This window comes from Psychroserpens ponticola (assembly GCF_023556315.2).
Classification (GTDB): domain Bacteria; phylum Bacteroidota; class Bacteroidia; order Flavobacteriales; family Flavobacteriaceae; genus Psychroserpens; species Psychroserpens ponticola.
In genome coordinates this window covers 2,777,543-2,801,837 of record NZ_CP116221.1, presented here as the reverse complement: position 1 = coordinate 2,801,837, position 24,295 = coordinate 2,777,543, and the positions used below count along the sequence as shown (strand labels likewise).

The window sequence follows — 24,295 nt, the reverse complement described above, 5'->3', positions numbered from 1 at the left end:
TTTTAAAATGAAAAATATTTTAATCGCATTAGCATTAGTAGCAGGTGTTTTTGCAAATGCACAGACGCCAACAACAGACGATATTAAGTCTGTAAACGAAGTAGTAACTCAAGACAAAGTAGAATGGGGCTGGTTAAATCCGTTACGAGGCGATAAAAGTCCAGCAGCTGGAAAACTGTGGGGAGATCGTACAAAAAACGAACCAGCAGGTTTCTTAGTGAAATTCAAAAAAGGATTTTCTTCGCCACCACACATTCATAATATTACATATCGTGGTATAGTTATTAAAGGATTATTACATAATGATGACGAAAGTGCCGAAAAACAATGGTTACCAGCAGGTTCTTACTGGCAACAACCAGCAGGAGAGGCTCATATTACAGCTGCTGATGATAATGAAAATATGGCTTTTTTAGATATTCAAGAAGGTCCATATTTAGTAAAACCAACTTCGGAAGCTTTTGATAATGGTGAGCGTCCAATTAACGTAGATAAAACCAATATGGTGTGGCTAAATGCTAACAATATCGAATGGATTTCTAAAAAGACTAATGTTGAAACTGCTTTTTTATGGGGAAGCCATGAAGACAATGAATTGCGTGCAACACTTTTAAAACTTCCAGCTGGTTTCAGTGGGGAAATCAAAAATTTGAGCCCGAATTTTAGAGCAGTAGTTATTTCTGGAGGATTAACGCATCAGTTTGCTAAAAAAGAAGGTAAAAAGGAATTAAATGCGCCATCTTATTTTGGTGCTGAGGAAAACGCAACTTCAATTATTTCAGCAGAAAAAGAAACTGTTCTTTATATTAGAAGTAACGGAGAATTTGAAGTAAAATAATCATGAAAAACTTAAGTTTCATAATTCTAGTATTCGTTTCAGTGATAACTGTAAACTCACAAAATACATTGACTGAAACGGAAACTTTTGCAACCACAGATCAAGCAGTTGGCAACATTACGTTTTCTAATACTGGCGATTTAGTGTACAGTCATCATCCCTTTTTTGCACCAAATAATCGCGTGATGATTATGAATGCAAAAACCAAAGAAAGCAAACCGTTTCCTAATAAAGCATGGAATACACCAAGAGATACTGACGATAATTATTTAAGTAATGTCTTAGGAATTCGCAACGACGAAAACGGAATTATTTGGATGATTGATATGGCACAACGTAATAACGTAACGCCAAAAATTGTTGGTTGGAATACTAAAACCGACCAATTAGAACGTATTTATTACTTACCAAAATCGTCAGTTCCAAAAATAGCACAACCTAACGATATGGTAGTCGATACCAAACATGGTTATTTTATTATAGCAGATGAAGGTATTGGTAATGGAGGCGATGGAAGTAAAGCTGCGTTCATTATTGTAGACATGAAAACCGGTAAAACACGTCGTATTTTAGAAGGTACGCGAACTACAAAACCAGAAAACGCACCAACCGTTATTAAAGGCAAACATTTAGCTGTTAACGGGAAGAATTTATTGGTTGGGAACGACGGAATTACAGCAGATAAAGATTTTGAATATATCTATTATGGACCGTTAAACGGAACAAAAATCTACAGAATTAAAACGCTTGATTTAGTTAACGAAGCATTTACAGATGAAGATTTAGATAGCAAAATTGAAACCTATTCAGATAAACCTAACAATGGCGGCATGTCTATAGATGTAGATGGAAACATTTATTTAACTGCTTTAGAAACCAATAGTGTGGCTGTAGTATTAGCAACAGATAGAAGTGTTAAAACTATGACAGCAGATAAAAACATGGCTTGGCCAGATGGTGTAAGCTATAATCATGTAGATGGTTATATGTATGTTTCAGCAGCACAGGTAAATAAAGGCGCTGTTTTTAACAACGGAAAAGATCAGTCTACAAAACCTTTTTACATTTTCAGGTTTAAACCACTTGTTGAAGGCGTTTCTTTTAGATAAAACCTAGTAAAATACTTCATGAAATCGCTACGATGAATACTTAGCAATGAATGTCATTCACTAAAATTGTAGGCAATTGTTTAGAAAAGCTTTTCAATTTATTGGTAATAACATATTGAAGGTTTTACCTTTGCAAACAACAAGAAAAAATATCCATGCAAGAACCCTTATTTGAAATACAAGAAAAGAAGACAGACAAAGAGCTTTATAACTATCAACAAGGTGCCATAAATAAAATATTTGAAAAGTTTGATAATGAAAGAGAGGATTTCCACTTGTTATATCAATTACCTACTGGTGGCGGAAAGACAGTAATTTTCTCTGAAATCGTTAGACAATACCTTAAAAACCACTCAAAGAAGGTATTGGTAATGACACACCGTGTAGAGCTCTGTAATCAGACTTCTAAAATGCTCACCAGTTTTGGAGTGGTCAATAAAGTAGTCAATAGCAAAGCTAATTTAGATGACCATGAACGTTATAGTTGTTATGTAGCAATGGTAGAAACCCTAAATAATAGACTTAACGACGGTATATTGGATATCTCGGATGTGGGATTGGTTATTGTAGATGAGGCCCATTATAATTCCTTTACAAAACTGTTTAAATTTTTTGAAAACTCTTTTATTCTTGGGGTTACTGCTACACCCTTAAGTTCTAATAAGGAGTTGCCCATGAATAGAAATTATGAAGAGCTAATTCCAGGGGAGTCTATAGAGAATTTAATTGAAAACGACTTTCTTGCTAGAGCTGAAACCTACCAGTATGATATGGGGCTGACGTCTTTGGAGGTTGGTTCTAATGGAGATTATACGGTTAAATCTTCTTCAGATCTGTATACGAGTCCGTCTATGTTAAATAAATTACTAGAAGCTTATACGACACATTCCAAAGAAAAAAAAACATTGATATTCAACAATGGTATAGAAACCTCTATCCAGGTATACTATACCTTTAAAAATGCAGGATTGCCCATTATGCATTTGGATAACACCGCGACAAAAAAACAACGACAATATATTTTAAAATGGTTTCATGAAACTCCAGACGCGATACTAACATCTGTAAGTATTTTGACGACTGGTTTTGATGAACCCACTATAGATACCATTATCCTAAACAGGGCTACAAAGTCCTTGACTTTATATTACCAAATGATTGGTAGAGGGTCTCGGGTGTTGAATAACAAATCTAAATTTACCGTTATAGATCTTGGTAATAATATCTATCGTTTTGGTCCTTGGGGTGCAGATCTAGACTGGGAGGCTATTTTTAAATCCCCTAATTTTTACATAGACCGTATTAAGGACGATGAAGCTATTGAAGGTACTTTTAAACATGAGTTGGCTGAGGACGTTCGGTCAGAATTCTCAAAATCTAAAGACACTTACTTAGACATTAAAACTTTATATAAGGAAGCTACCTTTTCCGGAAAATCCTCTAAAGTGGTATTGGAAAAATCCATTGAACAACATGCCTTTATCTGTATCGAAAACAGTGAAGATGTGTATGATGCTCTAGCGTTGGCAAAATTACTTAAAGAAGACATTGATAATAGAATCCAAGTTTATAGTAAATGTATAAGTAAAAGCACTCATAATTTTATAAGTTGGCTAAAACTGGATTATCAAAAAAAGCTTAATGCCTATCTTCGTGAACATTTTGATGCTGTTTTTGAACAAATTCATGGGCATCCTCCGGAAGATTAACCGAGTCTTATAAACTAGAAATTTAAACCTATTTTAGAAGACGTTTCATTTCGATAAAAATAGGTTGATTAATAGTTAAATCCCTTATTATTAATTAATAGCTGGAAGAAGCCACGACATATTGTGGCTTCTTCTATTTTAAATATTCAGTAACTTTATAAAAAAAGATTAGCATGCCAAGAACTATCATCGAAAATGTTGTGATTGCACAATACAAAAATCAAACATTTTTCGAGTTTTGCAAATACACAACCATTCGTTTTTTTGAAATCGTATATTTCCAAGAAGGATCAGGAACCATAAAAATCAATGGAAAAACCGTAAAATATGCTGCAAATAGCATCTTTGTATTTATTCCAGATGATATTTATATCTTAAATCCAGAAACTGCAACGTCTACAGTTGCTATAAAGTTTTTAAAGAGTTTTTTTAGAAATAATAATTCTCAAAATGTAAATCTTCCAGTAAATGATTGGTTTCGTAAAATAGAAGAAATCTTAAACAGTGAAAGTCACGAGCTTCGTGAAATGCAGTTTGAAACTGACGCAGACAGATCACATTTAGTGGCTTTAGTAAATATGACTGCTACAGAATATCTAAATAAGCAATCCTTCGATATCTTCATCATTCAAAATTCATTGTCTGTTATTTTGCATCTCATTGCTCGAAATATTCAATTTATAAATACTTCAGATTCTATAAAAGAAGTGAAATCGTCTAAAATTCAGCAAATCATCAATTATATTCATTCTAATATTTATAACTCTGAATTGTTATCTACTAAAAGTTTAGCTGAAGAATTTCATATGGCAGATAACTACATTAGTGAGTATTTTAAAAAGCATACCGAAGTATCGTTAAAAAAGTACATCATTAACTATAAATTAAAACTTGTAGAAACGCGTTTAAAATATACCGATTTTCAATATTCTGAAATTGCAGCAGAACTCGGTTTTACAGATTCTAGCCATTTAAACAAAACATTTCAAAGTTATAAAGGCACTAGTTTAAGTGCTTTTAGAGCAAGTTTAGTATAATTTTATAAAGAAACCTTTTTTTTTACTAATACCACTTTGTTTTCTACCAATTAAAACCTTGGTGTCTATTTTAAATTTGTAGTGTAATTAATACACACAAAAAAACAATTTAAAATACGACATCATGAACTACAAGAACTTTCAAACATTTACAGCAGAACAAAAAGGAGCAATATTAACCGTAGACATCAACTTTGGACCAGTAAACGTACAAGGACAAGAAATGCTAGCCGATTTAAGCAGTTTGTGCTTACGATTAGAACGCGATAGAAGTGTAAAAGTAGTGGTTTTTGAATCTTCAAATCCAGGATATTGGGTTTGCCATTATGATACCGATTTATTAAAAGACTTATCTACAGAAGCAGTACCTCGAAACGAAATTCAATTATTAGACTTACAAGCTGTTTTAGAAAGATTAAGCAACGTGCCGCAAGCAACGATAGCAAAAATTGAAGGTTTTGCAAGAGGTGGTGGACATGAAATGGCATTGGCATTAGATATGCGTTTTGCAGCAAGAGGAAAAGCAAAATTTATGCAAATGGAAGTAGCTATGGGAATTTTACCATGTGGAGGTGGCGCATCTCGTATGGCTAGACAAGCAGGATTAGGTAAAGCTCTAGAAATTATTTTAGGAGCAAAAGACTGGGATGCAGATGAAGCTGAAACATTCGGAACCATAAACAAAGCCTTAGATGCAGATGAAATAGGTACTTATGTAGATGCTTTAGCAGAACGTATTTCAAAATTTCCAGCAGATTCTATTGCTGCTTGTAAGCGTGCAGTTTATGCATCTATAGACATACCAATTAAAGAAGCTTTAAAAGAAGAAGCGTATCAATTATTCCAAGCTACAAGTAAAACACCAGCAGTAAAACGTTTCCAATATGCAGATGATAATGGTGCACAATTTGACCATGAAAACCAAAATAATTGGGAACAAATGGTGATGGATATTCAAGTAGTAAATTAAAAACAAATAAATTATGAAAACAATGACAAATACAAATGCACTCCAACAAGCTCGTGCACTCACACAACCATCTCGTGAAGCTTCGCTAAAACGTGATCTTTCTGTTTCACAATTTTGGAAAAATAACCGAAATTTAATTGAAGACGCATGGGCAGAATGGGAAATTGAAAAGAAAGAAGATTTACTAGTTCCAGATGAAACTTTACTTGATCCACGTTTGCGACAAGCGATTAACGACGCATGGGAAAAACCAGAAAAAGAAAATGCTGTAGCAGATTTATGGGAAGAAATTATTCCTGGAGTGTTCACGGCACAGTTTTTTGACCTTGAACGCTTAGCGGAATTTCGTAAGTATTTAGAAGCTACAGTACATTCTGGAATTCCTATACGTGCACCTTATGGTATACAATTGAATCGATATGGAATGATGCTTGATTCAAGATCAGAAGGACACCTTGCTGCACCTAATTTTCATGTATTTTACAATGAAATTATGGATCGTTATATGCGTCCGATTGCTCGTTTATTACTTGGTACTTATGGCTATGATAACCAAACATTTGGTTTTTCTATTCAGTACAACCCAGAAAAGGACAAAGATTTGCATGCACACACAGATGCTTCAGCAGCGACCTTAAATATAAATATTAACTTACCTGATGAAGAATTTACAGGTTCTGAAGTTGATTTCCATGACCAAACCACAGGCAAAGTTGTGCAAACTATTTTTGAACCAGGAAAAGCAATACTTCACAGAGGTAATGTGCCACACGCTACACATCCAATTACCAGTGGAGAACGCAGTAATTTAGTAGTGTGGCTATATGGAGACCGTATGCAAATACCAAGAGGTGGTACAAATAGCTATGGTAATGTTAATAATAAAGAATTTAAAGATATCTCAGCAGAAAATATTACTGCTCGTAAGCGTTGGAGTATGCCAGATGGTCCTAAAGATACCATTGCACCATTTTAAACTAATTAATAATTTTAGAATAAATTGAAATAAGAGCAAAACGTCAGTTCGAGTGATTTTCATAAAGAAAATAGTATCGAGAACATGTTAAGAAATACTTTTCGATACAATCCCGAAAAAGTTGGGATCACTCGAAGTGACACTACTAATAATACTAAATACAACAAAAATGAAAACCATATTAATAACTGGAAGCACAGACGGCATAGGAAAATTAACCGCTTTAAAACTAGCCAAAGAAGGCAATACAGTCTTTATTCACGGTAGAAGTGAAGTAAAAGTAAACAATGTTATTGCTGAAATTAAACAGGCTTCAAGTAATGAGAATATAAAAGGGTTTGTAGCTGATTTTTCAGATTTAAACGCTGTAAAACGATTTGCTGAGCACATAAAAAATGAAGTACCTAGGTTAGATATTTTAATCAATAATGCAGGGATTTTCAAAACACCTTCAAATAAAACAAAAGATGGCTTAGATATTCGAATGACTGTAAATTATTTGGCACCTTTTGTTTTGACTGAAAACATTTTACCAGTTTTAGAAAAAGGTAGCAATCCAAGAGTTGTGAATTTAAGTTCGGCAGCACAATCTACGGTTAGAAAAGGTGTGTTAACTGGAGATGCTACGGTAAACGCAAGTGAAAGTTATGCGCAAAGTAAATTAGCATTAACGATGTGGAGTTTCAATTTTGCTAAACAACATCCAAATATTACAACTATTGCTGTAAATCCAGGGTCTTTATTAAACACAAAAATGGCTAAAGAAGCATATGGGCAACATTGGTCACCAGCTGAAAAAGGTGTAAATATTTTATGCGATTTAGCAACTTTTGATACGTATAAAGACGCTACAGGACAATATTTTGATAACGATAAAGGAGAAACAATAGGTCATTTTGCTTCAGCACATCCAGATGCTTATGATGGAATTAAAATATCGAATTTATTAGAATTAACTATAGAATTAGTAAATCAGTAATTTATTTTCATCATCATTTAAAAGTTAAATAAGTCTTCAATTTTTATTGAGGGCTTTTTTTATAGTCTTCATAAAGTTAATGCGGTTAAAATCATGTTGTTAAAATTGTGTTTATTTGTTTAACAACATTTTAACTTCGATTAGTTCGGTTTGTTCCGAACTAGAATGTATATTTGTGTAGGATTTTAGTTTAGCTGTGTTTAGACTTGTGAAATTGATAGTAAATAATAAACGTCATGGATAATATTTGTAAAGAAAAAATGCGATTAGTTGAAAAATTAGGTGTGCATTTAGAAAATAGAGAAAAGTTAGCGCCAGTTGCAGCTCGTATAATGGCTTATATAATTCTAACAGGAAAAAAAGGAACCACTTTTGAAGAAATGGTAACTATTCTTTGTGCTAGTAAAAGTACAATTTCAACGCATCTTAATCATTTACAAGATTTAAATAAAATTGAATATTTCACTAAAACAGGTGATCGTAAAAAGTATTTTATAATCAATAAAGATTCAGTGATTCTTCATATTGATAATATTATTCATGAATGGCAGGAAGTTAGAGAACTTCATATAGAAATTAAAAACTATAAAGACGCTATTAACAAAGAAAAAATTGAAAATAAGGATGAGAAATTTGATTTAAATTTTCACAACGATTACATAAAATTTATTGATGGAGCTACAGCTTCAATAGAAGAACTAAGAATAAAACTAACAGATAACCATTTCGATATTTAAAATTAATAAAGATGAAAATAAATAAATTATATTCCATTATAGCACTAAGTGTATTCTTAGTTATTGTAAGTTGTGGAAACAGCGAACAAAAACAAACCATTGCTGAAGCTCCACCAGCACCTTTCCCAATAACTAAAATTCAAAGCAAAACGGTTACTGGTTATACTGAATATCCAGTAACTATAGAAGGAATAGTCAATAGTGATGTCAGAGCTAAAACATCTGGATATGTTGAAAAAGTATATGTTGACGAAGGACAAAAAGTAAGTAAAGGTCAACTATTATTTAAATTAGAAACTCAATCTTTAAGTCAAGATGCAGATGCAGCAAAAGCACTTGTAAATGTTGCACAAGTAGAAGTTAATAAGTTGATACCATTAGTTGAAAAAAATATTATTAGTGCAGTTCAACTAGAAACAGCAAAAGCAAATTTAGAACAAGCTAAAGCGAATTATAGTGGTGTGACAGCAAATATCGGTTATGCAACAATTAAAAGTCCTATAGATGGTTACGTTGGCTCAATTAATTTTAGAGAAGGCGCTTTAATCAGTCCAAGTGATGTAACTCCACTTACGACAGTAAGCGAGATTAGTCAGGTGTATGCTTTTTTCAGTTTTAATGAAGCACAATATATTGATCACTTGCAAAGATCTGAAGGAAAAACTAAAGCAGAGCGTATCAAAAATTCGCCAGATTTAAGTTTAGTTTTGGCTAATGGTAAATTGTATTCTGAAAAAGGGCGAATTCAAACAAGTACTGGTCAAATAAACCAAAGTACTGGAACTATTAAAATTAGAGCTGCTTTTGATAATCCAAATGAAATATTAACTAATGGAAATAGTGGTAAAATAAGATTTCCTATAGAATATAAAGACGCAATAGTTGTACCTCAATCTGCAACCTTTGAGCAACAAGGTAATATCATGTTATTTAAACTTGGTGAGAACAACAAAGTTGAAACTTCAATAGTAAAAGTAAAAGGTACTGTAGATAATCTCTACGTTATTGAATCTGGATTAAATCCTAACGATAAAATTATAGTATCTGGAATTGGAAAACTTAGAAACGGAATGGCAATTTCACCTCAAGACACCTCTTTTGATGACGCTATAAAACCTGTAGCCACTTTATTCAGAAACTAGATAAACTAACAAAATTTTAATCATGTTAAAAACATTTATTGAAAGACCAGTGCTTTCGACAGTAATCTCTATTATCATAGTTTTGCTAGGTGTTATCAGTATAAGTAGCTTACCTATAGAGGAATATCCAGATATTGCACCACCAACAATTAAGGTGACAGCAAATTATACTGGAGCAAATGCAGAGACCGTTTTAGAAAGTGTAATCATTCCTATTGAGGAACAAATTAATGGTGTCGAAGGAATGACATACATCACTTCTACAGCATCAAACAATGGTACAGCAGAAATCACAGTATATTTTGATCAAGAAATTGATGCAGATATTGCTGCTGTAAATGTGCAAAACCGTGTCGCTAGAGCAAACCCATTATTACCTCAAGAGGTGATTCAAACTGGTGTAACAACACAAAAGCAAGAAACTAGTGCGCTAATGTTTATATCTATGTATTCTGATAGCGAAGATTACGATGCTACGTTTATTCAGAATTACTTAAAAATTAACGTTATTCCTGCAATGCAACGTATTAGTGGTGTTGGAGATGTTAGTGTATTCTCACAACAAGATTATGCGATGCGTATCTGGTTAAATCCTGAAAAATTAGCAGCTTATAATTTAATTCCTTCAGATATTTCGGCAGCTTTAGCGGAGCAAAATTTAGAAGCAGCAGCTGGATCTTTAGGTGAAAATAACGGAGAATCCTTTTCATATACCTTAACTTATAGTGGTCGTTTTAAAGACGAAGCACAATACAGTGACATTGTTATTAAAGCCTTAGGAAACGGAGAATTTTTACGTTTGAAAGATGTTTCTACGATTGAATTAGATGCACAATCCTATTCCTCTAATGCAATGAGTTTAGGTCATCCAGCTGTATTTATGGGAATCTTTCAAACCAAAGGTTCTAATGCTCAGGAAATTATTGAAAACATCAAAACCACATTAGCGTCTGTAGAAAAAGAACTTCCTGACGGATTAAACATTTTTGTACCTTATGATACGAGTTTGTTTTTAAATGCCTCTATCGACAAAGTAATTACAACTTTATTGGAAGCTTTTCTACTTGTATTCTTAGTGGTATTTCTATTCTTACAAGATTTTAGATCTACATTAATACCTGCAATTGCTGTGCCTGTATCCATTATTGGAACTTTCTTTTTTCTGAATGTTTTTGGTTATTCAATTAACCTCTTAACACTATTTGCATTAGTATTAGCTATTGGTATTGTAGTAGATGATGCTATTGTTGTTGTGGAAGCGGTTCATGCTAAAATGGATGATGGCGAAAAGAATCCTAAAAAAGCAACATTAACAGCCATGAATGAAATTTCTGGAGCTATTATTTCAATTACGTTGGTAATGGCTGCTGTGTTTATTCCTGTAACATTCGTAACTGGTCCAACTGGTGTATTTTATGAACAATTTGGTGTCACGTTAATTATTGCGATTCTTATTTCTGCAGTAAATGCCTTGACTTTAAGTCCAGCATTATGTGCTCTACTTTTAAAAGAGCATAAAGAGGATGAAGAGCTAAAAGGAAAGAGCCCATTGAAGCGTTTCTATATCGTATTCAATCGTGGATTTAATGCTACTGTAGAGCGTTACGGGAAATCACTTCAGTTTTTATACAAAAGAAAATTTGTATCGGTTGTTTTGTTATTGATTGCTATTGTCGGTATTTACTGGGCTTCAACAACAACACCAACAGGTTTTGTGCCTAATGAAGATCGAGGAATTATTTTCGCTAATATCGAATTACCACCTGGAGCATCTTTAGATAGAACAGATGCTGTAGCAAGAAAACTTTACGATAAAGTTGAAGGGATGGAAGGTATTGTTGGCGTTAACTTTATCAAAGGCCGAAGCTTAATTAGTGGTGCTGGTAGTAACTTTGGTTTTGGAATCATAAAGCTTGAAGATTGGAGTGAGCGTGAAGATCCTTCTGTTTCTGCACAAGCCATAACAGGAAAATTATTTGGTATCGCAGCGACTATTCCTGAGGCTAATATTATTTTCTTTTCACCTCCTAGTATTCGAGGATTTGGTAATTCATCTGGATTTGAGATTAACTTGTTAGATAAATTTGGAGGCGAGTTTACCGATTTAGATCAGGCAAATAAGGATTTCTCAATGGCTTTAATGAGTCACCCAGAAATTAAGTATGCAACCTCTGCTTTTAACACTAATTATCCGCAATATGAAATGGAAGTTAATGTGCCTTTAGCGAAAGAAAAAGGCGTTTCGATAAGCAGTATTTTTTCAACATTACAAGGGTATATAGGAGGTGTTTATGCTTCTGATTTTTCTAGATTCGGAAAACAGTTTAGAGTTTATATACAAGCTTTACCTGAAGATAGAGCTGATGAAAATGCACTAAATAGCATGTATGTAAGAACTGAAACAGGAGAAATGACTCCAATCACGCAGTTTGTGAATTTAAAACGTGTGTATGGTCCACAATCTGTAACGCGTTTCAACTTATTTAATTCAACATCAATAACTGGAGCAACAAATGACGGATTTAGTACTGGTGATGCAATTAGAGTTATTGAAGAGGAAGTTGCAAAATTACCTAGTAACTATACAGTAGCATATTCTGGTTTAACTCGTGAAGAGGTGAATGCAGGAAACCAAACGACATTTATATTTATATTAAGTATTCTGTTTGTATACTTCCTATTAAGTGCACAGTATGAGAGTTATTTATTACCATTTGCAGTCGTATTATCATTACCATTTGGTGTGTTTGGAGCGTATATAAGTACAAAATTCTTAGGCTTAGAAAATAACATTTATTTCCAAATTGCCTTAATAATGCTTATTGGTTTACTCGCTAAAAATGCCATTCTTATTGTAGAATTTGCATTGCAAAGACGGAAAAATGGTGAAAGTATTGTTGACGCAGCAATCCATGGAGCGAAAGCACGTTTACGTCCGATTTTAATGACATCATTCGCCTTTATTTTAGGATTAATGCCTTTAGTATTAGCAAAAGGCGTAGGATCTGAAGGTAACAATTCCATTGGAACAGGTGCAGCAGGAGGAATGCTTATTGGTACGCTTTTAGGAGTATTCGTAATACCAATCCTATTTATATTATTTCAGTGGTTACAAGAAAAAGTTTCTAGTAAACCAACAGTACAAACTATTGAAAAATAAGAAGATGAAATCAATTATAAAACATAGAAATTTTAGCAAAGGTGTATTGATGTTGGTTGTTGCATTAACACTTCAAAGTTGTTTTGTAGCAAAAGATTATGCTCGACCAGATTTAGAAACTGAAACAGAAGCACTTTACAGAACAGATAATTTACCAACAGATAGCGTTTCTATCGCAGATGTATCTTGGAAAAATTTATTTTCAGATCAGTATCTTCAACAGTATATAGAAGAAGGTCTGCAAAATAATATGGACGTTCGTATCGCAATTCAGCAAATGATAGCTGCTGAAGCTTATGCAAAACAAGGTAAAGCAGGTTTCATGCCAACATTAAGTGTAGGTCCTAATTATACGCGTCAAGAATTTTCAAAAAATAGTCAGTTCGGTGCTTTATTTAGTGGAGGTTTAGATACTTACGATGTTACTGCAAATTTATCTTGGGAAGCAGATATTTGGAGAAAAATAAGAAGTAATAAAAGAGCAACTCAAGCGGCTTATTTGCAAAGTGTGGCTGGGCATCAGGCTGTGAAAACACAGTTGATCTCTAGTATTGCAAATACCTATTACAATTTGTTAGCTTTAGATGCGCAGTTAGAAGTCACCAAACAAACTATCATTACTAGAGAAAATAGTGTGACGACAATTAAAGCACTAAAAGATGCAGGACAAGTAACACAGGTCGCTGTAGATCAAAATATTGCACAATATAATAGTGCGAAAGCTTTACAAGTAGATATTGAAACTGCCATTTTTAAAACTGAAAACACACTAAGTATCCTACTAGGTAAATCGCCTCAAAATTTTGAAAGAACTACGTTAGACGTTCAGAAAATAGATCAAGAAATAAAACTTGGTGTTCCTGCAACACTACTTAGTAATCGACCAGATGTTATGGCTGCTGAGTATGGTTTGATTCAATCTTTTGAATTGACAAATGTTGCTAACAGTAATTTTTATCCGTCGTTGACATTAACGGCTTCTGGAGGTTTACAAAGTTTACAACTAGACGACTTGTTTAATACCAATTCTCTATTTGCTAATTTAGTTGGAGGCTTAACACAACCACTTTTAAATCAGCGAAAGCTTAAAACTCAAAAAGAAGTCGCATTAGCAAATCAAGAAAGGTCTTTATTAAATTTCAAGAAAACGTTATTAGTTGCTGGAGGCGAGGTGTCTAATGCCTTATTTTCTTATGAAGCTGAAACTAGAAAATACGGGTTCAGAAAAAATGAAGTAGAAGCTTTAAGAACTGCTGAAGCAAATTCCGAAGAACTCCTAAAAAGTGGTTATGCTAACTATTTAGATTTATTAACAGCAAGAGAAAGTGTATTAAATGCAGAACTTAATATTATAAATAGCCAATTACAACAATTAGTGTCTATAGTAGATTTATATGAAGCACTTGGTGGTGGATGGAGATAAAATAGTTTGATATGATTACTAAAGCAGAATTGTTAAAGTGTTCTATTGCAAAGTTTACTCAATGTGGAAGTAAACATGTGACTTTAGATGATTTAGCAAGTACGCTTGGGATTTCAAAAAAGACAATTTATACGTTTTTTAATAACAAGGAAGATTTAGTTGCATCTAGTCTTGAAAGTTTATTAAATGAGTATAGAGAAGAAATAAATAGGTTGGTTAATAGCAATGGTAAAGACCCTATTTTGTGTGTCATATTAATTTACCAGAGAGGGTTTGAATATTTAAAATATTTTGAGCCCTCTTTTCTTTATAGTTTACAAAAATACTATCCTAAAGCGAGTCGATTATATGATGATTTTACAGAAGAATTAGCTAACACGATTGTTTATAGTTTATTGAAACAAGCTCAAAATGAAGGTAATATTAAACAAGACGTTAATTTAAACTTAGTTGTTAAAATATATTTTTTTAGAATTGATAACCTAGTTTTTAAGAAGAATAACCTATTCGAAATCTACTCGAAAGAAGAACTATTTAAACATTTAGTTATCTTTAACTTAAATGGAATAATTACAGTCAACTACACTAATTCTTATTTTGATGGAGTATTATCTTAAAAAATCAACAATAAATGGATAACCTAATTACATTTTCAATTACTGTGTTTACAGCCTTTTTTGCTATCACTAATCCTATATCAAATATGACTGTATTTTTATCATTAACGCAAGGTGCTGATGAAAAAACTAAAAAAGACATTAATAAAAGAGCAAATTTTATTGCTTTCATCATTGTAACCGTTTTTGTGCTTTTAGGTAAGTATATATTTGAATTGTTTAATATTAGCATTCCTGCATTTAAAATTACAGGAGGTATTTTAATCTTTTTTATTGGTTTTGATATGCTGCAATCAAAAACATCGAATGTTAAAAGCTTAAATGATGTTCATGTTGATGAGAATATTGCAGTTTCACCATTAGCGATTCCAATTTTAGCGGGTCCAGGAACCATTGTTACTGCAATGAATTTTGTGTCTAATGTTGAAACCATACATATCATTTTAGTAATTCTTATTTTTGGATCAATGAGTTTACTAACCTATTTAACTTTTAGAGCAAGTGATTTAATTGTTAAAGTCGTTGGTAATAATGTGATTTCAGTAATTGGAAAAATTATGGGATTAATTATAGCTATTATTGGTACAGGTATGATAATTCAAGGCATTAAAATTTCATTTAATCTTATTTCATAAGCATCAGATAAAAATTACAGTTAGCATAAAATGAAAAAAATTCTAATTCTATTTTCACATCCTAAATTTGAAAAGTCTAGAGTAAACTTGACTTTAATTAACCATATTAAAGACAAAGCAAATGTGACTATTCACGATTTATACGAGCAATATCCAGATTTTCATATTGATGTTACTGCTGAAAAAGAATTACTAAATCAACATGATATCATCATTTGGCATCATCCATTGTATTGGTATAGTTGTCCGCCTTTAATGAAGCAGTGGATTGATATGGTGTTAGAATTTAATTGGGCTTATGGTCCAGAAGGTACAGCTTTGCAGAATAAAACTTGTTTAAATGTAATAACAACAGGAGGTTCTAAAGAAGTCTATTGTTCAGAAGGTTATAACAGTTTTACAATAAGACAATTTTTAAGACCATTTGAACAAACAGCAATTTTATGTGGCATGGATTACTTTCCTCCTTTCGCAGTTATGGGAACACACAACCTAAATGATGAAGCATTAAATGATTATAAAATTAACTACGGAAAGCTAATCGATGTATTGCAAACAGGTTTGACCATTAATGATTTTGAAACTAAATCGTTTTTGAATGATATTCCGCAACTTGAAACCTCTTAAACTATGACTGGAAGCATACTTTTTGAAGCCATAGTGTTTTTAGCTGGAGCCATTATTTGTGTTTCTATTGCCAAGCGATTAGGATTGAGTTCTGTGATTGGCTATTTGCTGGCTGGAGTTTTGATTGGCCCTTATGTTTTAGGTTTTATAGGAGAAGAAGGTGAAGATATTTTACATTTTGCAGAATTTGGAGTTGTAATGATGTTGTTTTTAATCGGATTAGAAATTGAACCAAAAAACTTCTGGAACATGCGAAAAACCATAGTTGGCATGGGAGGAATTCAAGTAGGAGGAACGATATTACTTTCCTACATTTTGTTTGCTGCATTAGGTTTTGATTGGAAAGTTGCATTGGTGATTTCTATGGCTGTTGCATTATCATCTACAGCAATCGCAATGCAAACCATTAAAGAAAAAGGTTTGATGAACACCACCTTTGGAGCCTCTTCATTTTCCATTTTATTGTTTCAAGATATTATTGTGATTTTCATGTTGGGTTTTATTCCGCTGTTAGCTAATTCTGAAACTAATGCGTCTACTGAAAATCATGGTGAGCATACTAATTTATTAGAAAGTCTTCCAATGGGTTTTCAAACCTTAGCTATTATTTTATCAGTTGTTTTAATCATTGTGGCAGGACGTTACTTAATAGTGCCAATGCTTAGAAAGGTAGCAAAAACTGGTGTTAGAGAATTACTAATTGCAGCTGCTTTGTTAATTGTATTCGGAATTTCTTTTTTGATGGAATATGTAGGAATCAGTCCAGCCTTAGGTGCTTTTTTAGGAGGAGTAGTCCTCTCAAATAGTGAATTTAAACATGAACTGGAAAGTACTTTAGAACCATTTAAAAACCTGCTTTTAGGATTGTTTTTTATGGCAGTTGGCGCTTCTATTAACTTTATCGTTATATCTAAAAGTCCGTTAACGATTGGAGGATTATTGATTGCTATTATTGTTTTAAAAGCACTCGTCTTGTTTGTTACTGGATATGTTTTTAAATTAAAATTAGACCAGAAGTTACTACTTACGTTCAGTTTAGCACAAATTGGTGAATTTGCTTTTGTGTTGCTCTCATTTGCATTCGGACTTAATATTCTAAATCAAGAACAAATGGATATGATGCTTGTAATTACAGCTTTATCTATGTCGTTAACACCAATTATAGGAATGTTTAATGAGCGCGTAGTTCTTCCTAAAATTGGAACCAAAGAATCTATACAACGTCCAATGGATCATATCGCAAAATCTCAAAAAATAATACTTGTTGGTTTTGGTCACTTTGGAAGTACGATTGGTCGTTTTTTACGTTCACATGGTGTTGAAGCAACCATTTTAGATCATGATTCTAATCGTGTCGATTTCCTTAGGAAAATGGGTTTTGAAGTCTATTATGGTGATGCCACTCGTTTAGATTTATTAGAATCTGCAGGAATTTCAGAAGCTAAAATAATTATTTGTGCGACTAATAAAATTGGCGTTTCAAAAGCAATTAGTAAAATAGTAAAAGAAAAATATCCTCATGTAGAGCTTATGATTCGTACAAAAAACAGATACGACGCTTATGAGTTATTAAATCTTGGGCATGAAAACATCTATAGAGAATCATTAGATACATCATTGGTTTTAGCTAGAGATGTATTGAGTAAAATGGGCTTCAGAAAATATACGTTAAATAGACAAATTCAAAATTTTAAAAAGTATGATGAAGATAGTTTAAGACGTTTAGCTTCTGAGCCTAATCGCGATGATAATTATATATTTAAAGCAAAGCGTGAACTAGAACAACAAGAAAAATTCTTAGATGAAGATTTTAAACGTGGTATTGTAGACTTTGATAAGCATTGGGATAGTGATCACTTGAGAAAAGCTTTAGAAAACTCAAACAGCAAAAAGTAATGTCTAAAGATATTCCGCATATAGTATTTGATTCTAAGAAACCAGATAATAATGGAATAGAAATATTAACGATTGAAAGTCTCGCTGTACGTAAAAATGATGCAGATCATAATCCTGAAAAAGCGCATCAAGTTGCTTTCAATATGATTGTATTTTATACAGCAGGTGAGAGTAAACACTTGGTGGATTTTGTCTGGCATCCAGTGAAAAAAAATACTATAATCCATATTTCTAAAGGTCAAATTAATGGATTTCAATTTACACCAGAATTAAAGGGGTTTATCATATTATTCACTGAAGCATATTTGAAAAAACAATTGAATACATTGCCTAAAAATGAAATCGATAGGTTATTCAACGCACAATTATTTTCACCTATTATTCAAGTACCTGAAGATTCAAATGTAGAGAAATATATAAGGTTATTTTATGAAGAATATTCTAATTCAAAAGAAAATTACAATCAAGATAAAACTTATGATGCCTTACATACCATTATCTTTTCAAAGTTAGAACGATTAAAGCAATATCAAACGTTTCATTTGAAGCGTTCAGAAAAATTAAACACATTTATATGTTTCAAGTCGTTACTTGAAGCCAACTTTAGTAAAAGTAGAAATGCAGGTTTTTATGCTGAAAAATTAAACATTGATTAGTTATTTTTATAATATATATTTTGGAGAGTCTAATACTAACTTTACTAAGACGGCTTTTGAAAAATTACCATTGCCAACTTTAGGTGCTGAGGAAGAAAAGTTGATGATAGATTTTTGTTATGTAATTATAGATTTGATAAAAGGTTTTAACGAAATAAAGCACAAATTTCAAAAATTTATTTGCGAGAAATTTCAATTTACTAAACTATCTAATAAGCTGAAAAATTGGCATGAATTAGAGTTTGGAGATTTTATAAATGAGTTAAATAAAGGTATTAAGAATTTAAATAAGGAACGAGTAAAAGGTAGTTTAAAAGAGATAGAGCCATTAACAAAAAAAGATGAGTTTGAGTGGTTAGACCTCTTTGAAGAAAACAAGAAGAAAGCACAAGGCTTACAAAGCCAAATTAACCAAACAGATAAAGAAATTGATGCTATGGTGTATGAGTTATATGGTTTAACTGATGATGAAATAAAAATTGTAGAAAACAGTTAGGCTTAAATTAAAAATATATCCTAGTTTTAGTCAAGAAATTTAATAAGTTGACTAAATGTTGACTAATAAAAACCTCAACAAATTGATAAACAACAAGTTGAGGTCTTAGAAAGTGGAGTCGGAGAGAATCGAACTCTCGTCCAAACAAGCTATTAAAGAGCTTTCTACACGTGTAGTCTTTCATTAGATTTTAGATTATAAGCTGGCAAAAGACAGCCCACTTATAACTTAGCTTCTTAATCTCGAAAGTGCATCAAAGCGCTACACGATCTAAGTTAATATTTTCGATGCCTCTAATAAGAACGCCATTAACCAAGGCTTTCTGGAGACATTTAGCATTCCTACCTAGTAGGACGTGGCTTAATCTTACTATAATTCAGATTATGCAGCTAAAGCGTAGTTATTCTCGCCGATTAAAAAGTTGATCTAGCCTTTTACGTGTTTCAAAATCATTACACGACGTGCTTACCGTTTAATGAGTCTCGCTGTCAAAACCAGTCGACCCCTTTTTAGTAATTTTATTTTGGCGTTCCCTTTTAGGTCAGGCTCTCACTACTCGCTCTCTGCGAGGAGCTCAAACAAACCGTTCCATCCTTAACGCATGTTCAACTTCGCATTAAGCTTAGGAGAACAAAAAAGCAAAGTTATCAAAAAGTTTGTATAACCCTACTTTTACTACTATTTTAGTGCAAATTTTATACCAATATGTTTTCCTGGCAGATATGTCAGTCGTAATATTTAAAACTCAATAACCATATGAAATTCGGAATCATCAAAGAACGCAAAAGTCCACCAGACAGACGCGTGGTATTTTCACCAGAAAAATTAGCGGAAGCTAAAGCACAATTTCCTCAAGCCGAATTTGTAGTCGAGTCTTCAGATATTCGTGTGTTTTCCGATGATGCGTATCGAAAATATGGTTTTGAAATCACTAACGATGTTTCAGATTGTGACGTATTAATTGGTGTCAAAGAAGTGCCTCTGGAACATTTAATTCCGAATAAAAAATATTTCTATTTTTCGCACACTATAAAAAAACAACCATACAACAGGAAACTCTTAGTCGATATGCTTAATAAGAATATCGAAATGTATGACCACGAAACCATAGTTAAAAAAAGTAATTCACGACTCATAGGTTTTGGTCGTTATGCTGGATTGGTTGGTGCTTATAACGGATTTAGAGCTTTAGGTTTAAGAGACAAATTGTTTCAACTGCCAAAAGTAGAAACCCTTGCAGATTTGAATGAAGTTAAAGCTGAATTAGATAAAATTACACTTCCAAATATTAAAATTTTGCTCACAGGAACAGGTAAAGTCGCAATGGGAGCAAAAGAAATTCTTGACCATTTAAAAATTAAACAAGTTAGTGATGCTTTGTATTTAACATCGCAGTTTACTGAACCAGTTTATGTCATGGCTGATGTTATGGAGTATGCAAAACGATCAGATGGTAAAGTAGGAGATAAATGGGAGTTTTATAAAGACCCTTCAGGCTACCAAAGCAATTTTATGCCATATGCAAAAGAAACCGATTACTTTATTGCAGGACATTTTTATGGTAATAATGCACCTTTTCTATTTACAAGGGAAGATGCTAAACAACCAGATTTTAGAATCAATTTAGTGGCTGATATTTCTTGTGATATCGATGGTCCTGTAGCAAGCACAATTCGTCCTTCAACAATTGCTGATCCGTTTTATGGCTATGATCCGCATTCAGAAACTGAAGTCGCTTTTGATGCTGATGAAGCCATAACAATGATGGCTGTAGATAACTTACCATGTGAGTTGCCAAAAGATGCTAGCGAAGGTTTTGGAGACATGTTTTTAGAACATGTTATTCCTGCATTTTTTAATGATGATAAAAGTGGTATTTTAAAACGGGCTAGAATTACTACCGAAGATGGTAAATTGACAGAGCGTTTCAAATATCTACAGGATTATGTGGATGTAGGATAAAATCACATTAAACTGTTTTATATGTATAAGTCAATTTGAGCCAAGTTTTTGCTTGACTAATTTTTCTTACTTTTAACACGCAACCTTTTTCAAAAGGTTACATCTATGATATATAATCAACAATATAAGTCTATGAAATTATTTAAAAGTTTGTTTTTAGTTGTATTAGCTCTAATCGTTTGGACCTGCTCTGAAGATGATAACTGGAATACAGACAAACCACCAGTGCAGCAAATACCCGAATCAAATTTTTCTGAAAATTTTGGAAACCCTTACAGCGCACGTTTTATTGGTAAGGTCATTAACGAAGATAATGCTCCTGTTTCAGGTGTGACAATCTCAGTTGGTGGTGTTTTTACAATGACAGATTCTAATGGTATTTTCGCTATAGAAGAAGCTTCAGTGTTCGAAAAATTCGCCTACATAAAGGCTACAAAAAACGGGTTTATCGATGGTTCAAGAGCTTTAGTGCCTTCAAGTGGTATTAATCAAGTAACCATTATGTTGTTAAGTTTAAATACAACGGCTACAATTAATTCAGGAGAAACAAGTACTGTAAATTTACCTAATGGTGCTCAAGTAACATTTGATGGAGAGTTTACCAATCTACAAGGTGTTAGTTATAATGGAGCTGTAAAAGTGGTTTTAAAACATTTAAGTCCTGATAACAGCAATATGGAGTTTCAAATGCCTGGAATGTTGTTTGCCGAAAACGCAGATGGAAGTCCAAGAGTGCTAGAAACGTATGGCATGATAGCTGTAGAATTGCTTAGTGCTTCAAATGTTGAGTTACAGATAGCAGATGGAAGCACTGCGGAAATATCTGTTCCTGTACCTTTAAATGTAAATACAACACCTTCAACTATTCCGTTGTGGTCTTTTGATAATGAAAATGGCTATTGGAAAGAAGAAGGCCAAGCAACGCTTCAAGGAAATAAATATGTTGGAAATGTGTCTCATTTTTCATTTTGGAATTGGGATTTTCAATATCCAGCAGTGACACTTTGTATTACACTAACAGATACAAATGGTAATCCATTGCCTTATGCAGCACTTGATTTATATTCTCCTGCTTTAGCTTCTACAGGTTCTTATGGTTATACAAATATTGATGGTGTTGAATGTGGATTAGTTCCTGCAGATGATGAGTTAACATTGGTTGTTCCTGATTATGGATGTGTTTCAAGTAGTTATACAACAACTATTGGTCCTTTTAGTTCAGATCAGAGTATTACAATTCAAGTGCCAGATGGTGATGCATTGATTACTAATTTTACTGGTGTATTTAACGACTGTTTAGGTAACCCAATTACAAACGGTTATATGCAATTGTTTTATAACGATTCAACACAGACAATTCCGATAGATAATGGAATGTTAGATTTAAATATTGCTTATTGTAGTGATAATACAGCATATTCGGCTTTAGTCGTCGATTTATTAAATGGACAAACAACAGATGTTAATACAGGTGATTTTACAGTTCCAACTACAGATTTAGGAACGCAAATGTCTTGTGTAGATTTAACAGATACTGATAACGATGGTATTTTGGATATCGATGAAGATATTGATGGAGATGGTAATCTAGAAAACGATGATACAGATGGAGATGGTACTCCTGATTATTTAGATACAGATGATGATGGAGATGGTATTGATACAGCTGATGAAGATTATGATAATGATGGAAATCCAACAAATGAAGATACAGATGAAGATGGTGTTCCAGATTATTTAGATAATCAAGATGTTTACTTGCCACCAAGTTCGGTATATCCTAGTAATTGTGATTTTGCAAATTTAGAATATGATTTAGAATCTTACTTTACAAATGGATCTACTGGTTTTCAGTTTCCAAATATGACCTTTAATTTCTATGAGTCGCTAACTGATGCAGAAAGTGATGTTAATCCAATTTCAAATCCTACACTATATATTAACTCAGGTAGTTTAGAAATGCTATTCGTTAGAGGAACTAATACTATCTCTGGACAATTTAATATTGCTGAAGTGTATTTGTGGTTACATAATCTGACTGATTCTGATGATGATGGTTTAACCGATTGTCAAGAGCTTACAGGAATTAATGTAAATGATATTAATGTATCAAGTTGTGAACCTAATGGAAATATTACAGATCCAAATGATCCAGATACTGATGATGATGGTTATGACGATTGTGAAGAAGCAACTTATGGTTCAGATCCAAATGATCCAGCCAGTATTCCTTTAGATTCTGATGGAGATTCTGTTCAAGATAGCCAAGAAGCTATTGATGGTACAGATCCAAATAACGTGTGTGATTATAATCCTGATTTTTTCAATTATAACAATGTCACAAACGCCTGGTATAATGCTAATTGTGATGGTGATATTTCTGTTAATGAATGTGATCCAGCCCCTTTAGATCAATGTGATTTTAGTTTAGATTGTAATTTTTCAACACCTACAAACGAATGGAATGCATTAGATTGTGATGGTGATACCGTTTCTAATGGAGATGAAATGACTAACGGAACAGATCCTAGTGATCCTACTGATAATTAAAACTTATTGGAATATATGAAAAAAAAGGAAGGCACATGCTTTCCTTTTTTTTATAAGATAATAGCTTTAGATTGGATAGTATTCTGCGATTTTTGAATTTTCTTTACTAAGATCTAAATAAAAATAGTGTGTTTTATCTTTTTTGTCATATTCACCATTGTTATCTATATCTTCGATGCTTTTCAAATACAGTGTATTAGCTTCTAAAATAACTTTCCAAGTCTCTAATTCTTGTCGGTTAGGCGATAGTTTTCTGAAGTTTGTTCCATTTAAATTACTAATGTATAATGATCTTAAATCATTGTAATCCAATTCACCATCTGAATTTGTGTCCTTATCTATAACATGATAAATAAAATAACCTTTGCCGATTTTGTTATAAATATCACGCAAAAAAAGCATCGAACGAATCTTCATTGTTTTATCAGTTAACGATTTTAAACCCGTTGAATCTAGATGTTCAAATTTCACATTAGAAAGATTGCCACTAATTTTATTTTTAGAGACATTAGAAACAGCGTGTCCACTTAAACGATAGTTTTCTGATTTAAAATATTCTGATCTGCTATTTTCCATGTCGTAGTTGCCAATCGGATGAATTAAATAGGAAGTACTATCAATATGAATGGGTAAATCTGCAACTTCAAAAGTTTTGATGTCTTTTCTTTTTTCAGAGGTGTTTTCAGTGTTTTCAATAACTTTTCTGTGGTCACGTTTTGTACAAGCAAAAAATGAAATGATGATCATAAAGAGTGGGAAATAATATTTCATAATGA

Annotated in this window: 20 protein-coding genes and 1 other RNA gene; 19 read left to right on the top strand and 2 right to left on the bottom strand. The window is 32.7% G+C overall.

Translation table 11 applies throughout. The features are described from left to right. Positions 1-7 precede the first annotated feature (7 nt). The 17 genes from MUN68_RS12470 (at position 8) to MUN68_RS12390 (ending at position 19,007) form a co-directional block, all read left to right on the top strand. Positions 8-838, top strand: a complete 831-nt coding sequence (locus tag MUN68_RS12470) for a DUF4437 domain-containing protein (protein ID WP_249995871.1) — start codon at positions 8-10, stop codon at positions 836-838. Between the two features lie 2 nt (positions 839-840). Continuing rightward, the gene (locus MUN68_RS12465) at positions 841-1,947 is read left to right on the top strand and encodes a major royal jelly family protein (RefSeq protein WP_249995870.1); all 1,107 of its coding nucleotides are present in this window, start codon (positions 841-843) and stop codon (positions 1,945-1,947) included. Between the two features lie 155 nt (positions 1,948-2,102). Then, on the top strand, positions 2,103-3,656 hold the full coding sequence (locus MUN68_RS12460) for a DEAD/DEAH box helicase (RefSeq protein ID WP_249995869.1): 1,554 nt from the start codon (positions 2,103-2,105) through the stop codon (positions 3,654-3,656). 173 nt (positions 3,657-3,829) lie between these two features. Beyond that, a complete protein-coding gene (locus MUN68_RS12455; protein ID WP_249995868.1) occupies positions 3,830-4,693 on the top strand; it encodes a helix-turn-helix domain-containing protein in 864 nt (287 codons plus the stop codon). Between the two features lie 124 nt (positions 4,694-4,817). Then, positions 4,818-5,663 (top strand): enoyl-CoA hydratase/isomerase family protein, encoded by an 846-nt coding sequence (locus MUN68_RS12450; protein ID WP_249995867.1) that lies wholly within the window; start codon positions 4,818-4,820, stop codon positions 5,661-5,663. Between the two features lie 13 nt (positions 5,664-5,676). Further along, complete coding sequence (locus tag MUN68_RS12445) at positions 5,677-6,639, top strand: 2OG-Fe(II) oxygenase family protein (protein WP_249995866.1); 963 nt, start codon at positions 5,677-5,679, stop codon at positions 6,637-6,639. A gap of 169 nt (positions 6,640-6,808) precedes the next feature. Continuing rightward, on the top strand, positions 6,809-7,618 hold the full coding sequence (locus MUN68_RS12440; RefSeq protein ID WP_249995865.1) for an SDR family NAD(P)-dependent oxidoreductase: 810 nt from the start codon (positions 6,809-6,811) through the stop codon (positions 7,616-7,618). Positions 7,619-7,854: 236 nt separating this feature from the next. Further along, positions 7,855-8,355, top strand: a complete 501-nt coding sequence (locus tag MUN68_RS12435) for a GbsR/MarR family transcriptional regulator (RefSeq protein ID WP_249995864.1) — start codon at positions 7,855-7,857, stop codon at positions 8,353-8,355. 11 nt (positions 8,356-8,366) lie between these two features. Then, positions 8,367-9,497 carry an efflux RND transporter periplasmic adaptor subunit gene (locus MUN68_RS12430; protein ID WP_249995863.1) on the top strand — a complete coding sequence of 377 codons (1,131 nt, stop codon included), beginning with the start codon at positions 8,367-8,369 and terminating at the stop codon, positions 9,495-9,497. A 22-nt stretch (positions 9,498-9,519) separates the two neighbouring features. Next, positions 9,520-12,657, top strand: coding sequence for an efflux RND transporter permease subunit (locus MUN68_RS12425; protein ID WP_249995862.1), 3,138 nt, complete (start codon positions 9,520-9,522; stop codon positions 12,655-12,657). Between the two features lie 4 nt (positions 12,658-12,661). Continuing rightward, a complete protein-coding gene (locus tag MUN68_RS12420; protein ID WP_249995861.1) occupies positions 12,662-14,080 on the top strand; it encodes an efflux transporter outer membrane subunit in 1,419 nt (472 codons plus the stop codon). 11 nt (positions 14,081-14,091) lie between these two features. Continuing rightward, positions 14,092-14,697: a TetR/AcrR family transcriptional regulator gene (locus MUN68_RS12415; RefSeq protein WP_249995860.1), complete on the top strand. Its 606-nt coding sequence runs from the start codon at positions 14,092-14,094 to the stop codon at positions 14,695-14,697. Between the two features lie 14 nt (positions 14,698-14,711). Further along, a complete protein-coding gene (locus tag MUN68_RS12410; protein WP_249995859.1) occupies positions 14,712-15,332 on the top strand; it encodes a MarC family protein in 621 nt (206 codons plus the stop codon). Between the two features lie 30 nt (positions 15,333-15,362). After that, positions 15,363-15,959, top strand: a complete 597-nt coding sequence (gene kefF, locus MUN68_RS12405) for a glutathione-regulated potassium-efflux system oxidoreductase KefF (protein WP_249995858.1) — start codon at positions 15,363-15,365, stop codon at positions 15,957-15,959. Between the two features lie 3 nt (positions 15,960-15,962). Continuing rightward, positions 15,963-17,855, top strand: a complete 1,893-nt coding sequence (locus tag MUN68_RS12400; protein ID WP_249995857.1) for a monovalent cation:proton antiporter-2 (CPA2) family protein — start codon at positions 15,963-15,965, stop codon at positions 17,853-17,855. Then, positions 17,855-18,511 (top strand): hypothetical protein, encoded by a 657-nt coding sequence (locus tag MUN68_RS12395; protein ID WP_249995856.1) that lies wholly within the window; start codon positions 17,855-17,857, stop codon positions 18,509-18,511. The genes MUN68_RS12400 and MUN68_RS12395 overlap by 1 nt, the downstream gene beginning before the upstream one ends. Continuing rightward, positions 18,504-19,007, top strand: a complete 504-nt coding sequence (locus tag MUN68_RS12390) for a hypothetical protein (RefSeq protein WP_249995855.1) — start codon at positions 18,504-18,506, stop codon at positions 19,005-19,007. The genes MUN68_RS12395 and MUN68_RS12390 overlap by 8 nt, the downstream gene beginning before the upstream one ends. 110 nt (positions 19,008-19,117) lie before the next feature. Here the strand turns inward: MUN68_RS12390 and ssrA are convergent. Beyond that, positions 19,118-19,513: a transfer-messenger RNA gene (gene ssrA, locus MUN68_RS12385) on the bottom strand. A gap of 250 nt (positions 19,514-19,763) precedes the next feature. On the opposite strand from ssrA, the gene MUN68_RS12380 reads away from it, so the two are divergent. Both MUN68_RS12380 and MUN68_RS12375 read left to right on the top strand, forming a co-directional pair. Further along, complete coding sequence (locus tag MUN68_RS12380) at positions 19,764-20,969, top strand: NAD(P)-dependent oxidoreductase (protein ID WP_249995854.1); 1,206 nt, start codon at positions 19,764-19,766, stop codon at positions 20,967-20,969. A 132-nt stretch (positions 20,970-21,101) separates the two neighbouring features. After that, on the top strand, positions 21,102-23,519 hold the full coding sequence (locus MUN68_RS12375; RefSeq protein WP_249995853.1) for a thrombospondin type 3 repeat-containing protein: 2,418 nt from the start codon (positions 21,102-21,104) through the stop codon (positions 23,517-23,519). Positions 23,520-23,585: 66 nt separating this feature from the next. Here the strand turns inward: MUN68_RS12375 and MUN68_RS12370 are convergent, their stop codons facing one another. Then, the gene (locus tag MUN68_RS12370; protein ID WP_249995852.1) at positions 23,586-24,290 is read right to left on the bottom strand and encodes a hypothetical protein; all 705 of its coding nucleotides are present in this window, start codon (positions 24,288-24,290) and stop codon (positions 23,586-23,588) included. Between the last annotated feature and the right edge of the window lie 5 nt (positions 24,291-24,295).

Excerpts from the sequence above, each read along its gene's own strand:
- MUN68_RS12470 (WP_249995871.1), top strand. The coding sequence starts at position 8 with ATGAAAAATATTTTAATCGCATTAGCATTAGTAGCAGGTGTTTTTGCA.
- MUN68_RS12465 (WP_249995870.1), top strand. The coding sequence starts at position 841 with ATGAAAAACTTAAGTTTCATAATTCTAGTATTCGTTTCAGTGATAACT.
- MUN68_RS12460 (WP_249995869.1), top strand. The coding sequence starts at position 2,103 with ATGCAAGAACCCTTATTTGAAATACAAGAAAAGAAGACAGACAAAGAG.
- MUN68_RS12455 (WP_249995868.1), top strand. The coding sequence starts at position 3,830 with ATGCCAAGAACTATCATCGAAAATGTTGTGATTGCACAATACAAAAAT.
- MUN68_RS12450 (WP_249995867.1), top strand. The coding sequence starts at position 4,818 with ATGAACTACAAGAACTTTCAAACATTTACAGCAGAACAAAAAGGAGCA.
- MUN68_RS12445 (WP_249995866.1), top strand. The coding sequence starts at position 5,677 with ATGAAAACAATGACAAATACAAATGCACTCCAACAAGCTCGTGCACTC.
- MUN68_RS12440 (WP_249995865.1), top strand. The coding sequence starts at position 6,809 with ATGAAAACCATATTAATAACTGGAAGCACAGACGGCATAGGAAAATTA.
- MUN68_RS12435 (WP_249995864.1), top strand. The coding sequence starts at position 7,855 with ATGGATAATATTTGTAAAGAAAAAATGCGATTAGTTGAAAAATTAGGT.
- MUN68_RS12430 (WP_249995863.1), top strand. The coding sequence starts at position 8,367 with ATGAAAATAAATAAATTATATTCCATTATAGCACTAAGTGTATTCTTA.
- MUN68_RS12425 (WP_249995862.1), top strand. The coding sequence starts at position 9,520 with ATGTTAAAAACATTTATTGAAAGACCAGTGCTTTCGACAGTAATCTCT.
- MUN68_RS12420 (WP_249995861.1), top strand. The coding sequence starts at position 12,662 with ATGAAATCAATTATAAAACATAGAAATTTTAGCAAAGGTGTATTGATG.
- MUN68_RS12415 (WP_249995860.1), top strand. The coding sequence starts at position 14,092 with ATGATTACTAAAGCAGAATTGTTAAAGTGTTCTATTGCAAAGTTTACT.
- MUN68_RS12410 (WP_249995859.1), top strand. The coding sequence starts at position 14,712 with ATGGATAACCTAATTACATTTTCAATTACTGTGTTTACAGCCTTTTTT.
- kefF (WP_249995858.1), top strand. The coding sequence starts at position 15,363 with ATGAAAAAAATTCTAATTCTATTTTCACATCCTAAATTTGAAAAGTCT.
- MUN68_RS12400 (WP_249995857.1), top strand. The coding sequence starts at position 15,963 with ATGACTGGAAGCATACTTTTTGAAGCCATAGTGTTTTTAGCTGGAGCC.
- MUN68_RS12395 (WP_249995856.1), top strand. The coding sequence starts at position 17,855 with ATGTCTAAAGATATTCCGCATATAGTATTTGATTCTAAGAAACCAGAT.
- MUN68_RS12380 (WP_249995854.1), top strand. The coding sequence starts at position 19,764 with ATGAAATTCGGAATCATCAAAGAACGCAAAAGTCCACCAGACAGACGC.
- MUN68_RS12375 (WP_249995853.1), top strand. The coding sequence starts at position 21,102 with ATGAAATTATTTAAAAGTTTGTTTTTAGTTGTATTAGCTCTAATCGTT.
- MUN68_RS12370 (WP_249995852.1), bottom strand. The coding sequence starts at position 24,290 with ATGAAATATTATTTCCCACTCTTTATGATCATCATTTCATTTTTTGCT.